Origin of the sequence: Gardnerella swidsinskii, assembly GCF_023277705.1 — a bacterium.
Lineage (GTDB): Bacteria > Actinomycetota > Actinomycetes > Actinomycetales > Bifidobacteriaceae > Bifidobacterium > Bifidobacterium swidsinskii.
In genome coordinates this window covers 957,106-972,045 of the sequence record NZ_CP083176.1, presented here as the reverse complement: position 1 = coordinate 972,045, position 14,940 = coordinate 957,106, and the positions used below count along the sequence as shown (strand labels likewise).

Here is a 14,940-nt window from a genome sequence, read left to right as displayed (position 1 = left end):
TTTGACATTATCTATTAATATTTAGTTTTGTATTTTCTAACTCAGATTAGGCAAATCGTTCGGATTAATATTATTTGGAACTATAAGCGTTCCGTTCCTATGTGAGAATGAACTTCTAACATGAAGAGGCATACCAAAACGCTGAGCGTACTCAACACAACGCAACGCAAGCACGCGCGAGCCGCAAGATGACATTTCAAGCATTGAATCATAATCAATTACAGGAATACGTTTTGCAGTTGGCACAATACGTGGGTCCGCAGTAAATACTCCATCTACATCCGTGTAAATCTCACATACATCAGCACCTAAAGCAACCGCAAGCGCTACAGCGGAAGTATCCGAACCGCCTCTACCGAGAGTCGTGTCATCTCCAACTTCGTTAATTCCTTGGAACCCGGCAACAATTGCAACACTGCCTTTGCTAAGAGCTCTTCTGACACGATCAGGCTTAACCGCACGAATATGCGCAGCTCCAAACTGAGTATCTGTCATAAATCCAGCTTGAGAACCAGTAAAAGAATAAGCATGAGATCCTTGAGCATGAATAGCCATTGCAAGCAAACTCATAGAAATTCGTTCGCCTGCTGTCATAAGCATATCCATTTCGCGAGCAGGAGGATGAGTGTTTACACTCATTGCTTGATCAATTAAATCGTCAGTCGTATCTCCCATCGCTGAAACTACAACAGCAACATCATTGCCTGCTGCTTTTGTAGAAAGAATGCGTTTGGCAACACGTTGTATGGAATCCGTATCCGCTACAGAAGAACCACCGTATTTCTGTACGATAAGCGACAATTTTTACCCCTTGCTCATGTCAATATTGATAAACGCACAGGATATGCCAAATAATGGCTTCAATATCAGACTACCAATTATGCCCTATTTACTAATAATGATTTGTGCTCATAAAAACAATATTCAAAATTACACAGATTGACGACCAGAAAATGCACGACCTAAAGTGATCTCATCCGCATACTCTAAATCTCCACCAACAGGCAATCCACTTGCCAAGCGAGTAACTTTAATTCCTAGAGGATCGAGCAACCGAGCCAAATACGTAACAGTCGCTTCACCTTCTATATCAGGATCAAGCGCAAGAATAATTTCTTGAACTTTTGCATCTTTAAGACGTTCAAGTAATTGCGTAATTGCTAAGTCCCCAGGCCCAACATTTGCCATTGGGTTAATTGCACCACCAAGAACATGATAAACACCTGAATATTCATGAGTTCGCTCAATACTCATAATGTCTTTAGGTTCTTCAACTACACAAATTTTGCTATGATCACGCCGAGGATCTGCGCATACTATGCAAGGGCTCTGCTCACATACGTTTCCGCATACATCACAAAAACGCACACTTTCTTTCATGTTATTAATTGCGTCTATTAGCTCTTGAACATCTTTATCCGAGGAAGAAAGTAAGTAAAACGCAATACGCTGAGCGCCTTTAGGTCCAATCCCTGGAAGCTTTGAAAATGCTTCAATTAAGCGACCAATTGCTCCATCATATGACGATGAATTATGCACTGTAAACTACTCCTCTTGCTTTTTCTTAACGCTCATAATCGCATTTTTAGGATTTTTAGGATCAGTAGAAGCAAATTCTTCAACAGATTTAACTTCAAAAATTTGTTTAAGCTCATCAGTGCTTACAGACGTTGCGGATTCTAATGAAGCATCATCCATCGAACATTCGTCAGCAGTAGCTCCATTCGTAGGAGAAACAGTAGTCTGAATTGATTCAGTAGACAATTCTGAAGTATTAGTTGCATTCTGAACTTGAGAGTGTAGTTTAGCTTGATCCAAGACACCAGAAATAGCTTCAGATTGGTTATGAGAATGCGAACTCTTCTGTATTGCAATCTCGTCATCATGATTCATGAGCTCATCTTCAATAGAAGAGTCTTTAGTAGAAGAATCTTCCGGCATTGCAATCACATCCGACATGGGCATAGACGACATATCTGCCCAAACATCATCATCCGCATTCGCAACATCACTTAACTCATCCGCAGTATTTTCAGAAGCTACTGATGCTGCGGAGCCATCAGCGCCACTAAAACCCGAAGATTCTTTTTTAGTAGGATTTTTATTTATTCCGCTGCCATCAGAATCAGTTTTATTACTAAATCCAGCAGATAGGCCAGTTTTGCGTAATAAAATATCTCGCTTAACTTTGGCAAGATTTTGCGGATCCATTCGAGCAACAGATTCTACTTGTTCACCATTAGCAGCAACTGGTGCAGGAGCAATCATTACTTGCGCACCAAATACTTCATGCACTTCATTCATTACTACTTTTGGCACTTTTTGCCCATCATATGGAGAAGTAGTGCATACTGCGAGCGCAAATGCATGTTGACTCATAGGCTCATTAAAAGTCAAAATAAGACGCTGCCGACCTGATTGTACTGGAGTAAGTTGCACTGTAGGAACATACTCACGAGTTACATATTCACGTACGTCATCAGGCAATTTTGAAACTACTTTATCCCACATTGCATCAGTATCCATGGAATCATTCTTTGCATTAGCATTATGTGCATCGTTCAAAAACGCTTTTTTAGATTCCATTTCTTTTGTGCGTGGAGCAGATTGCGTTTCTGCTTTAGCAATAGGAGATGCCGTAGTTTCAGAAGGTAGCGAAGAATTTGAAGTACTATTATTCTCACTATTTGCAGAAACATATTTTTTATTGCTTGTAGAACCTACGAAATGAGCACCAGAAGATACTTTATTTTGAATATTCTGCTTAGAAGTTGAAATATTTTGTTGCTGCACGTTATTGATGCGCAAATTAGTTGCAACAGTATTTGAAGTTTCGCTGTCTGCAAGCAAACGAGCAACTAAAATTTCCAAATTCATTCGAGGAGAAATTGCACTAGCCATTGCACTTAAAGCATCATTAATTGTTTGAGCCATACGTGCTAAATCATGCAATGTCATGCTTGCAGATTGCTTATTCAATATTTCCAAATCTTCTGGAGAAACATCATTAAGTAAGCTTGAAGCCGCTTTAGGACCTGCAGATACCATAAGCAACAAATCACGAACTCTACCTAATAAATCTTCTACAAACTTACGAGTATCGTAGCCTCCAACAATAACGCGACGAACTACATCGTATATCGAAGCACCATCATGATTAATAAGATCGTCAATGAATTCGCTAATCAATGAATTAGGCGTAAAACCTAATAAAGCAACCGCAGAATCCAAAGAAATTGAACCATCAACAGCACCCACCATAAGCTGATCGAGCACAGATAACGTATCTCGCATTGATCCTGCACCAGCGCGCATAACAAGACGAAGAACTCCCGGCTGTGGCAGAATACCTTCCTTTTTGCAAATATCTTCAAGATATGGAGACATTACCTCTGGAGGCACAAGTCTGAAAGGATAATGGTGTGTACGCGAGCGAATAGTGCCAATAACTTTATCCGGCTCAGTGGTAGCAAAAATAAACATTACATGCTCAGGCGGCTCTTCTACAATCTTAAGCAAAGCGTTAAAACCTTGCTGCGTAACCATATGAGCTTCATCGAGAATGAAAATCTTATAACGGTCACGAGCAGGAGCGAAGCCAGCACGCTCACGCAACTCTCTAGCATCATCGACACCGTTATGGCTTGCAGCATCAATCTCTACAACGTCGATAGAACCGGCACCGCCAGTAGCTAAATCTTTACAGCTTTGGCACTCTCCACATGGGTGCGAAGTTGGTCCTTTTTCGCAATTAATGCAGCGAGCTAAAATTCGCGCAGAACTTGTTTTACCGCATCCACGCGGCCCAGAAAATAAATATGCATGCGTTATTTTTCCTTGGTCTAATGCTCTAGACAAAGGTATGGTAACCTGATCCTGCCCAATAACACCATCAAACGTGTCAGGACGATATCTACGATACAGTGCAAGTGCCATGTTTCCTAACCTACCGCGACCTAACTATTTCCCCGATATATCTTAGTTAAGACTATCAGCAGCCGCCACCCGACTGCTGATATTTATATTCGTTTTTGCTACTTACTACTTATTGCAATCTTCTAGTCCTGCTCTAGCAGAAACTTCCACGTTAGAAGCAAATGGAATATTTAGCCCAACAGAAACACGAACAGTTACATCATTACTAGTAGAGTTGCAAGATTTCAAAAAAACATTGCTTGAAGCAACAGTACGCGCAACAACCTCACACGCATTATCCTCCATCCTTTGCAACGCAGAAGCACCAGATAAAGCAGCAGAAGTTGCAACAGCATAAGCTTGATGTTTAGCTCCGAGAACATTACATAAAATAGCAGAAAGCACTACTATTGAGCAGACTGCGATCACTAGCATAATGCCAAGCATAGTGCCAGAACCGCAGTCAATGCCCTTACATCGCTTATGAATGAAATTTATTGAATGCTTCACAAAATTCTTGCGCCTACTCATACTAAAACCTGGCTTACATGACTTTCCACTAGAGGCGGCAAAATATGAAGAGGATCGGGAATAAGAGGACATTTAACAACAATATTCGCCATATTATTGCTACGACTTATTTTCACCGACGCTCCTTGACCTGCGACCAACTGCACAATACTTGCGGCAGCTTTATCGTCCTTATGAGTCACAAGATAATACGCAACTTGCGCAGCAGCATCATGACAATTCATAGTACATACAACTGCTCTACCTATGCCAATTAATACAAATAACAGTATTAATGCACAAGGCAAAACAATAGAAAATTCAGCAGTTACCGTCCCTCTGTCATAATCACTAATTTTGCGCAACAATCTTTTGCACACAATAACTTTCCGCATCATAAGCTCATTTCATCTGCTAAAACATGCCGTTAGCCGATTTTCAATGCTTTTTTCACTAAATCTGTCAACGTTGTGCGAACCGTATCTGATTTCAAAATAGCAACTAGCAGTGCAGCAAAACCAGTAGCAGCAATAATAACTACTGCATACTCAGCTGTTACAGCTCCAGAATCCTTATTTTTAAGACCTTCAGCGTACAGTTTTCTTTTTTGACACAAACGTGACTCAATATTCACTAATTGTTCATTTACTTGAAGCATAGACACAGCGTATCGTGCAACAAGTTTTTGCATTATCCCAACCATCATCTTGTACCTTTCACTTCAAACTATCCGAAATTTTCGGATAGAAATATTATTACAACTTGTTTTGCGAATGAAAATAAAAAAATTGCATTGTGGATAAAAGCTAATTTATTTTTCTAAAAATTTATTTTTAAAAAGCTAGCGCATAAGCGACATAACTGTTGGCAAAATTCCTATGCATATAAAAGACGGCAAAAAACATAATCCAACAGGAAGCAGCAATCGCACAGACAACTTAGAACTTTCTTGTCTAGCAATATTGGCCATATTTATCTCATAATGTTGAGCAAGTGCAGACAATACAGGAACTGGAGATGAACCATAACACCATGATTCTTTTAAAGATGTCATTAACCATCTAGCTAATATTTCTGAAGAATCTAAGTTTTTACGATTAGTAAATTTTGATTTATTTTCTAATTCAAAATTATCTTGTTTAGTATAAGTAGAAGACCATGCTTCATGCCACGTATCTCCTGCAAGTAAAGCATTGGAAACAGAGCAAAGCCACATGCCTTGACCACAAGGAAACACTTCTCCAACAGCACTAAGAGCCCTAGTAATAGCAACACCACTACGAAGTGAAACAATAATCATATGTAAACCAAGAAGAGGATCTACATATGAAACTTTGGAGTTACGCCATTCGTATTTAACTAGCATAATTTTACTATTAAAACGCATACGATTATCTAATGAATCGCACTCTAATTTCAAACTCACCCATTGCCAAACAATTACAACAAACAATGGGATGATAAACAAAAGCTGCTTTGTGGATTCCATAAATCATCCTTCCAGCGAGGCAGCATCCATTGCATGCTGAGATATTTGCAACATAGAACTAACCCATGCCAAACCCAATCCATAACATATTCCACCTATTGTTAATAAAATCCATCCATTTACTGTTGTAATTAACATCAAAATAGGGTGCCCACCTAATAATTCACCAGCAAAAAGAGCCAAAATAGGTAGAGCAGTAAGTAGTTTTATTGTTGCTTTTGGCATTGCAGCTACGTCAGCACGTAAATCTTCTGCACGCTTCTGAGCATGATATGACGCTGCCGTAGCTTCCACACATTCTGCCATAGCACAACCAAGAGTATTACTCAATTCATATGAAGCCATAAGACTTTCAGAAACAGTATGCATATGTTTTTCAAGCTGACGACGTTGATTCTTATTCATATTGCGGTTCTTTGGAAAACAACGTTCATAAAGCCATTTATAAATAATTTTTGTATTAACTGCACTACTGCAAATACATTGTTGAGACTTAGAGTCACTGTGAACAATCATTGCAAAAGTAGAACCAGAACGTAATGCAGCAATCATTCCAGCAAGAACTTCTTCAATATCCATTTTTACGCTCCAAGCAACACAATCGACTACTAATTATTTGAACTGTCAACACATATGTTGGCCATATTTTCGGGAAGATTCCAATAATTTGAAAACTTAACCCATGCAGGCAAAAATTTCATGACAATACTGCCGTCAATTCCACAAGATAATTGCAAAACTGGAATGCCACACAGCAACGAAGCGCTAGAAGCGTATTGCAAAATACCGAGTTCTTTGATCATTCGACGCCCGTTAGAGGATCTCTCTACATGAATAACAACATCGAATGCTCCAGCAGCTAAAGCACATAAAGCTGCAGGCTCCAACCCAGCCAATAACCCTAATGCCATAAGACGAGCGGGAACTTTTTCTATTTCATCTGCATGAAGAGTTGTCATTCCACCCTTATGCCCGGAAGTAAACACTCTCAACAAATCAGCAATTTCTTCCCCACGACATTCACCAAGAATAATGCGATCCGGGCGCATTCTTAATGTTGCTTTTACTAATTGAGATAAGCCAATTTCTCCTACACCTTCTACATTAGCTTCTCGCGCACTTAACGAAACATGATTTTGTGTCAACTCGCCGAGCTCTCTAATTTCTTCAACAGATACAATACGATCTTCGCAATCAGCAGCAGCCAACAAAGCCTTCATAAGTGTGGTTTTCCCAGATCCAGTACTTCCAGTGATCATTATATTTGCTCGCTTTTTAACTAAAACGCTTAGAATACAAGACAATTCTTTTGGAAACATGCCTTGATCGCTTAAAGAAACAAGATCATAACGATTAACTGAAGGAAAACGAATTGACAATGCTGCTCCTTGAGATACAAGTGGTGCTAAAACAGCATGTATGCGAATGCCAGAAGTACTTGAAGCATCAGCAATAGGACACGCATCATCCAGTCTTTTGCCTAATTGTGCACAAAGCCATACAGCATATTCTCTTAACAAAGCAGGGTTGTTAAGCGGAACTCGAGTTGCGCGTTCCTTGAGACCTTGCCCACAATCTACCCACACACGACCGGACTCACTTACAACCATGTCTGTAACTCTTACATCATTGGCAAATTCCTGCAGAATTCCAAAATCGATATCACGAATATTATTTACGATCATATTTACCTCTTGAGTATTTCGAACGACGATATTGCGAACGACGATATTTAGTTACAGCATTTTTTGTATTTGATATAACATCTCCGATAAGCCAATTATTTATGCGTTTCATGGTTTCCTTCATTGAAGATGGCACATTTCGAATACCATATCCCCCTATAATGTCGGTGTACATGCGAGCATCGTGTTGCAAAGAACCAAGAAATGTAGTTGATAGATATTCAGAAGCTTCATCGATACTTAAAACATAAGATTTTTGCGTTAAACCACGAGGAGACAATCCAACAACAGCAAATTTATTAAACTTTACTTCAGAATCACACAAAGTATCTAATTTTTGTAGCAACGCTCTAAACCTTGCTAAATCAAGCACAGATAGCTCAACAGCAGCAAGAGTCGCACTGTCAATAAATTGCGGAATATTATGGTAAGACTTCATAGCAGTCTCGCCAGAACCTATATCTACAATAACTACATCAACAGCATCAGCTAAACCTCTAATAGCAGCCTCTAAAACCCAAGGTTCAGGATACTTACCATGCCATGGAGAAAATGCTAAAACATCCACATTGTCCCAATGCAATAGCTCATTGCGTAACACATAGCCATCGCATTTACCTAAAGAAGCATCAACTTCTTGCAACCTGCGGCCTTCATCTGATTCCAAACCAAGCAGAACGTCTAAACCACCATGAGTCAAATCAGCATCTACAAGAGCAACACTATGACCTTGTTCACTTATATAGCGCGAAAGAATAGATAGCGAAGTGCTTAGCCCAATGCCATCTGCAGCAGACATTCCAACTAAAATATTTTTAGGCAACGGATCTAAAGAATCACGCGCAATAAGATTATCTTCTTCAGAATTATTAAACATGCAAGACTTATGCTTAATAGAAATATCTTGTGAGCGTTCAGTGTGTTGAAAACTCTCCACATCTTGAGAACTCTTAGGCAAAAGAGTCATAACAGTATGATCGTCAGCTATACAAGGCGTGCTTTTTACACCATTAGACGCAGATTCGTATATAGATTTATCTGCAACTTGAGGAGGATAAACATAACGTTTAACATCTCTAAATGCGCCTACAGCTTCGCCATTGTTATAATTTTTATCAATCTGCTTAACGCCAATTGATTTGTTGCTTACACTCATATTCATACTCATGCGTCTATTGAAACGCATACAGCAATGAGTTTTCAACAATATTCATGCAATGTGGTTAAAAGCTCAGGAAATATTAAGAATAAGCAAATATTGCACAAAAATTATCTATAAAAACATCTATTTTACAGAATTTACAGATGGCAATACTAAATCTTTATTAACTTTCATATAGCGTTCAAGTAACTCACCATAAATTGGCTTAGTTTTTAGAATATCCGAAATAAGCAATGCGATAAATGCAGAAGCTGCAACTGGAAGCGTATGAATCATAGTTCCAGACATTTCAACAGTAAGCAAAATCGAAGTGAGTGGAGCTTTTACAGATGCAGACAACGTACCAGCCATAACGCAAACTGCAAACACAGATACAAATTTTGTATCAATGCCAAATGCTGAAACGCTAGTAATCCAGCGCGCAGCAACACCACCTGCGAGCGCACCTACTGCAAGAATAGGCATAAAAATACCACCGGGAGCGCCACAACCAAAACTCGTAGAAGTAAACAACATTTTTGCCACAAATAGCAAACAAAGCATTGCAAGACTTGCTTTTCCATATTCAGAAAGTCGCACTAAATTAGATCCGCCACCAAGAACTTCAGGCAGGAACAAGCCAACTGGTATTGCAATTAAGCAAGCAATAGCAACAGGCATCCACTTTGGCAAATATCCGTATAATGTTTGCAAACCAAGTAACGAACGATTCATTATCGAGCCTACAAAACCTGCAAAAATACCAAGAGGAATAATCCAAATATGCAAGTTCATTGGCAAATCTGGAATCTGACCAAAATCAAGAACTGGACGCAACCCGAAACAAGTTTGCGAAACAAAATCAGCACATAAAGCAGCTGCAGCAGCTCCTATAAGAACAATTGAAGTTAAGCCGTGCTGAATCTCCTCCATAGCAAACATAACTCCAGAAAGTGGCGCAGAAAACGCAGCAGATAAACCGGCTGCAGCTCCAGCAGTTACCACATAATGCTCTTTAATATCGTCACGCCTACCTTTACGAAAAATTCGAGACAACATCTGAGCACCACATGCACCTATTTGAATAGATGGACCTTCACGTCCAAGAGACAATCCAAATAAAGAACCAAGTAAACCGCCAACAAAACGCACTGGCAGAATCGTGTGCCATCGCATATTCAAACCGCGATTAACATATCCCACGACTTGAGGAATACCACTTCCAGAAGCCATACTTTCTTTACGACTCATCCAGCCAATAATTAAACCTGCAATTACAGCAAAAATTAAGCATGGCAAAATCCACCATGCGTTATGCCGGATTTGTAAATACATCCAACGCGCAAAATCTGTACCGTATTCAATACCAAGCCTGTAAGAAGCTACTAATGAACCAGAAACAACGCCGACAAATATCCCAGCTAATATTACTTTCCAACGAAGCTGGCAAAAAGTTTTTGATATTTGCTTTAAGTTATTACTCAAAAAGCTCAATGCATTCTTAAACTTCACTACAACTCGATTCTGCGCACAACACTTAACTTCTAAATACTAAATTACGTACAGTAACAATATTTGCGAAACAATATACCCAACAGAAGCAGCAAAGAATGGAACAATAAGTTCTGCAAAAAGCAAGAACACTCCATCTTTTATGCGCTTTCTTTGAATAAGATCCACACCTTCAAAAATTGCAGTAGAAAACGTGGAAAATCCACCCAAAAATCCCAAAATCATCAAATAAGCAAAACGTACTCCACATATTGCAGCTGCAACCATGAAAACATTAGACATAACACCTATAGCAAATGAAGCAACGCAATTGATAAATAGCGTTGCAACTGGAACTTCGCTTTTATGAGCAGCTGAAATTTTTTTAGTCATTGCGCATCTTAAAACAGCACCTAAACCGCCAAAAAAGCAAGGCAAAATAAACATAATAAAAACGTATAAAGAATTCATCACTTCATCACCTTAGTATTAGCTTCTGCAACAGATCGAGTTTGCTTTTTGTTCATGCAATTCGCAATTCCTGTTCCAACCCAATTACCAACAAAAGCCATAAAAACGCCAAAAAGCAGCGAAAAAAGCATGCCCAAAACAACAAGCGTTATGCGTGGAGACATAAAAGACATTGCACTTTCAAACGCGAAAGTAGACATAGTCGACAATCCGCCACAAAAGCCTGTTCCTAGCGCATATTTATACAAAGTTTGCTTTTCTTGCGTTAAAGCTTTAACAGATATTGCAGTAACAAGAGCAAAAATAAAGCATGCAATCATATTCGACAAAAAAGTTCCTAAAGTAAGCTGACCAAATATAAATGATTGTCCGTCTACTTGGTGAATCGTGTGCGCATAAGAAGAAATTACTGCGCGCACGAAAGCTCCACATGTACCACCAATAAAAACTAAAAAGTATAATCGACAATTATTTTTTTTATTTTTTCCGCTTATTTTACTCATTTTCACTCTTTTTGAAATTATCGTCATAAACCAAAACGACACTCCCAACCGAGAAGTGCCGTTTTGCTAAGTTGATCATAAAATAATAAACAATTTCAGTCAGTTAGTGAGTGAACACTAATGATATGATCACGCTGCGGACCAGTTCCAATAGCAGAAATACGGCAATGAGAAAGCTCTTCCAAACGCTTTACATAACTTTGCGTATTTTGAGGCAAATCTTCAAACTTATGAATTTGAGAAATATCCTCATTCCAGCCTGGAAGCATCTCGTATACTGGTTTCGCAGAAGCAAACAGTGATTGATCTACAGGCATTTCTTCCGTACGCTGAACTGTTCCATCAGACAAAGTCACATCATAAGCTACGCAAACTGGGATTTCCTTCAAACCAGTCAAAACGTCAAGCTTAGTAAGAACAATATCCGTCAAACCATTTACGCGAGTTGCATAACGGCTTACTACAGAATCAAACCATCCACAACGACGAGGACGACCAGTTGTAACACCATATTCATGGCCTTGCTCACGCAACCAGTCACCCTGCTCATCCAAAAGTTCAGTTGGGAATGGACCTTCACCAACACGAGTAATATACGCTTTCGCTACTCCAATTACGCGCGTAATACGAGTAGGACCAACACCAGTACCCGTGCAAGCGCCACCAGCAGTAGGGTTTGAAGAAGTTACAAACGGATAAGTGCCATGATCGACGTCAAGCATTGTGGCTTGTCCACCTTCAAACAGCACAGTTTTGCCTTCATCCATTGCTTCATTCAATACTAATGAAGTATCAGCAACATATTTCTTCAAGCGTTTGCCAAGCTCCACAAGTTGAGCAGTAACTGCATCAATATCAATAGGATGTTGATTATAAAGTTTTACAAGCATTTGATTCTTTTGATGCAAACTTGCTTCAACTTTGTCGCGCAAGTGATCAGCATTAAATAAATCATGCACTCGAATACCAACACGATTAATTTTATCTGCGTAAGTAGGTCCAATACCACGACCAGTCGTGCCGATCTTGTGTTTGCCAAGAAAACGCTCAGTTACTTTATCAATAACTCGATGATACGGAGTAATAACATGCGCAGCTTCGCTCACAAGCAAGCGCGAACAATCTACACCGCGAGATTCCAAAGCGTCAATTTCTTCAAGCAATACCTCTGGATCAACAACAACACCATTACCAATTACAGGCGTAACATTAGGGCTGATAATTCCGCTTGGAAGTAAATGTAATGCATAAGATTTATCACCAACAACGACAGTGTGCCCAGCATTATTACCGCCATTAAAACGTGCGACAATATCAACCTTTGAACCAATTAAATCTGTTGCTTTGCCTTTACCTTCGTCACCCCATTGAGCTCCAATAAGCACAATACCAGGCATGCCGCACCTCCATTTTTGAGCTAACGCTGCTCAAATAAGCACAATCCTTACCTGTTAAGACTATCTCTATGCCCCTACCGAATAAGAAAATGAAATATATAAAATTAAAAATTTACTATTTCAGTGCTTTACCAGCAGAACCTAACTGCACACAAGCTTCTGCTACACGCTGAGCCATGGCTTTTTCGGCTTCACGACCCCAAGATCGAGGATCATACAACTTCTTTTCGCCAACTTCTCCGTCTATTTTAAGAACAGAGTCATAATTGCTGAACATGTGACCAGCGATTGCACGAGTAAAAGCGTATTGAGTGTCGGTATCTATATTCATTTTAATTACGCCGTAACGCACAGCTTCAGCAATCTCTTGAGCAGTAGAGCCAGATCCGCCATGAAATACCAGCAGGAACGGCTTTTTAGAAGCGCCAAAGGTGCGAGTATCACAAATATTTTGATAGTTCTGATATACAGTTTTTTGGATTTCTTGCAATAATTTAGGATGCAGTTTTACAACGCCAGGCTTATAGGCTCCATGAACGTTGCCAAAAGTAAACGCTGCCATATACCTGCCACGTTCACCCAAGCCAAGTTTATCTACAACACGCAAAGCATCTTCAGGCGTAGAATACAATCTCTCGTCAATATCAGCACGATGCCCATCTTCTTCTCCACCAACAGCACCAATCTCAATTTCAAGAATTGTGCGAGATTTTTGCGAAGCATCCAGCAACTGTTCTGCAACGTCTAGATTATGTTGCAAAGGCACCGTTGAGCCATCCCACATATGCGACTGAAATAATGGTTCTTCGCCTTTTTTGACTCGTTCTGTTTCATAAGAAATTAGTGGTTGAATCCAATCATCTAAATATTGCTCAGCACAATGATCTGTATGAAGCGCAATAGTGATATTAGGATATTGAGCTGCTACTTCGTGCGCAAATTTTGCAAATGCTATTGAACCAACAACACGATTATTGAGAGATTGACCCGAAAAATAAGCAGAGCCACCGACAGAAACTTGGATAATGCCATCAGATTCAGCTTGAGCAAATCCCTGCAAAGCTGCATTAAGAGTTTGCGTACTAGTAACATTGATAGCAGGGTATGCGTAGCCACCTCGACTTGCAGCATCAAGCATATGCGCATAACGTTCAACAGTTGCAATAGTCATACTTGTATTATCCGCCTTTATTACTCAGATAGCCACGCATATGCACAAAAACATTACATACCGATATGCGAAAATCTATTTTCAAAATCTACAAACTGATTGTGATTCATAGTTCAACGCAATTAAAATAACAGAAATATCTAATCTCAAGACTGCATTTGCTGATGACGTTTCTTAGCCTCAGTAACAACAAACTCGTGATATTTCAACGCAATCGAAGAATCTAATCCGGCATTTTCCGCAATATTTAGCAAACTTTCTATTTGCTGCTGCTCTCTTTTAGAATCCTCAGGAGCAAATCCAGCTTCAGCCTTCAACTCACCAATTCGTTTCGTAGTTTTAAACCGCTCAGCAAGCAGCGCAATTATTGCATTATCAAAATTATCAACAGATTGACGCAACACAATAATCTCTTCGGCAGCAACTTTGCAACATGTCGTAAGAGATGTATCGCGCGCGTCAACCGTTGTTTCAGAAAAATCACACATATTATTTAATCGAAATATGTTTGCAGAACCATAGTTGTTTCTGTACTGACAGGGACTATGCGATGAATGGTATTAATAAGTTCTTCCAATTTGCTTGGCGTAGCAACACGCACTACCAGCATAAAACTTGGACTACCAGTAATCGAATAGCAAGCTTCAATACCAGAAATATCACGCAATTTGTTAGGTATTGTAGCTTCCTGTCCAAAATCAAGTGGCGTAACAGACACAAATGCGCTTACAGGTAAACCACGACGCTCATAATCAATTAACGCGCGATAACCAGTAATAACACCTTTACGCTCAAGCTTTTGCACTCGAGATTGAACTGCAGAAACAGACAAACCCGAAGCCTTCGCCAAACGAGTTAACGTCGCTCGACCATCATGTTCGAGAATATCAACAATGATTGCATCAGTTGAATCCATAGCTATACTAGTTTCAGCTTTATGAGGATTTCCAGCCATACGTCCTCCATTCTCCAGTCGACGCTGAATTGAGAATCTAAAACGAATCTATGTAGCGCCACATTGCAGTCTCTTTCATGGTACAGTATTTTTTACAGAAAAAGAACAAATTTATTCAAAAAATAATAAAAAATACAAATTATTACGTTAAAAATAATTTTTTCTTTTAACATCAGCCGTAATAGTGTTGTACAATTCGCATAATAAGCGTA

The 14,940-nt window shown here is 39.4% G+C and carries 17 protein-coding genes; all 17 read right to left on the bottom strand.

Annotated elements, in window-relative coordinates:
• Positions 1-36: 36 nt before the first annotated feature.
• Positions 37-801, bottom strand: a complete 765-nt coding sequence (locus tag K9E37_RS03765) for an aspartate kinase (RefSeq protein WP_004109991.1) — start codon at positions 799-801, stop codon at positions 37-39.
• 129 nt (positions 802-930) lie between these two features.
• Entirely contained in the window at positions 931-1,539 is a 609-nt protein-coding gene (gene recR, locus K9E37_RS03760; RefSeq protein ID WP_004105782.1) for a recombination mediator RecR, read from the bottom strand.
• Positions 1,540-1,545: 6 nt separating this feature from the next.
• Positions 1,546-3,936 (bottom strand): DNA polymerase III subunit gamma and tau, encoded by a 2,391-nt coding sequence (locus K9E37_RS03755; protein WP_248893060.1) that lies wholly within the window; start codon positions 3,934-3,936, stop codon positions 1,546-1,548.
• A 105-nt stretch (positions 3,937-4,041) separates the two neighbouring features.
• A complete protein-coding gene (locus K9E37_RS03750) occupies positions 4,042-4,446 on the bottom strand; it encodes an Rv3654c family TadE-like protein (RefSeq protein ID WP_116440311.1) in 405 nt (134 codons plus the stop codon).
• Positions 4,443-4,823, bottom strand: a complete 381-nt coding sequence (locus K9E37_RS03745) for a TadE/TadG family type IV pilus assembly protein (RefSeq protein ID WP_102703309.1) — start codon at positions 4,821-4,823, stop codon at positions 4,443-4,445. The genes K9E37_RS03750 and K9E37_RS03745 overlap by 4 nt, the downstream gene beginning before the upstream one ends.
• A gap of 29 nt (positions 4,824-4,852) precedes the next feature.
• The gene (locus K9E37_RS03740) at positions 4,853-5,128 is read right to left on the bottom strand and encodes a DUF4244 domain-containing protein (RefSeq protein WP_033888546.1); all 276 of its coding nucleotides are present in this window, start codon (positions 5,126-5,128) and stop codon (positions 4,853-4,855) included.
• Between the two features lie 138 nt (positions 5,129-5,266).
• Positions 5,267-5,914: a type II secretion system F family protein gene (locus K9E37_RS03735; RefSeq protein WP_004110027.1), complete on the bottom strand. Its 648-nt coding sequence runs from the start codon at positions 5,912-5,914 to the stop codon at positions 5,267-5,269.
• Between the two features lie 3 nt (positions 5,915-5,917).
• Positions 5,918-6,493, bottom strand: coding sequence for a type II secretion system F family protein (locus K9E37_RS03730; protein ID WP_004110029.1), 576 nt, complete (start codon positions 6,491-6,493; stop codon positions 5,918-5,920).
• A 29-nt stretch (positions 6,494-6,522) separates the two neighbouring features.
• Entirely contained in the window at positions 6,523-7,599 is a 1,077-nt protein-coding gene (locus K9E37_RS03725) for a TadA family conjugal transfer-associated ATPase (RefSeq protein ID WP_004110032.1), read from the bottom strand.
• Positions 7,586-8,761 (bottom strand): CpaE/TadZ family protein, encoded by a 1,176-nt coding sequence (locus tag K9E37_RS03720; protein ID WP_102703308.1) that lies wholly within the window; start codon positions 8,759-8,761, stop codon positions 7,586-7,588. The genes K9E37_RS03725 and K9E37_RS03720 overlap by 14 nt, the downstream gene beginning before the upstream one ends.
• A gap of 123 nt (positions 8,762-8,884) precedes the next feature.
• Positions 8,885-10,252, bottom strand: coding sequence for a ClC family H(+)/Cl(-) exchange transporter (locus K9E37_RS03715; RefSeq protein WP_004110037.1), 1,368 nt, complete (start codon positions 10,250-10,252; stop codon positions 8,885-8,887).
• Positions 10,253-10,291: 39 nt separating this feature from the next.
• A complete protein-coding gene (locus tag K9E37_RS03710) occupies positions 10,292-10,702 on the bottom strand; it encodes a fluoride efflux transporter FluC (protein WP_004110041.1) in 411 nt (136 codons plus the stop codon).
• Complete coding sequence (locus tag K9E37_RS03705) at positions 10,702-11,205, bottom strand: fluoride efflux transporter FluC (RefSeq protein ID WP_033888544.1); 504 nt, start codon at positions 11,203-11,205, stop codon at positions 10,702-10,704. Before K9E37_RS03705 ends, K9E37_RS03710 begins: the two co-directional genes overlap by 1 nt.
• 95 nt (positions 11,206-11,300) lie before the next feature.
• On the bottom strand, positions 11,301-12,602 hold the full coding sequence (locus K9E37_RS03700; protein WP_248893056.1) for an adenylosuccinate synthase: 1,302 nt from the start codon (positions 12,600-12,602) through the stop codon (positions 11,301-11,303).
• Between the two features lie 115 nt (positions 12,603-12,717).
• A complete protein-coding gene (gene fbaA / locus K9E37_RS03695; RefSeq protein ID WP_004110047.1) occupies positions 12,718-13,773 on the bottom strand; it encodes a class II fructose-bisphosphate aldolase in 1,056 nt (351 codons plus the stop codon).
• A 146-nt stretch (positions 13,774-13,919) separates the two neighbouring features.
• Positions 13,920-14,261, bottom strand: coding sequence for a chorismate mutase (locus K9E37_RS03690; RefSeq protein WP_004110050.1), 342 nt, complete (start codon positions 14,259-14,261; stop codon positions 13,920-13,922).
• A 5-nt stretch (positions 14,262-14,266) separates the two neighbouring features.
• Positions 14,267-14,728, bottom strand: coding sequence for an Lrp/AsnC family transcriptional regulator (locus K9E37_RS03685; protein WP_004105907.1), 462 nt, complete (start codon positions 14,726-14,728; stop codon positions 14,267-14,269).
• Positions 14,729-14,940: the final 212 nt, after the last annotated feature.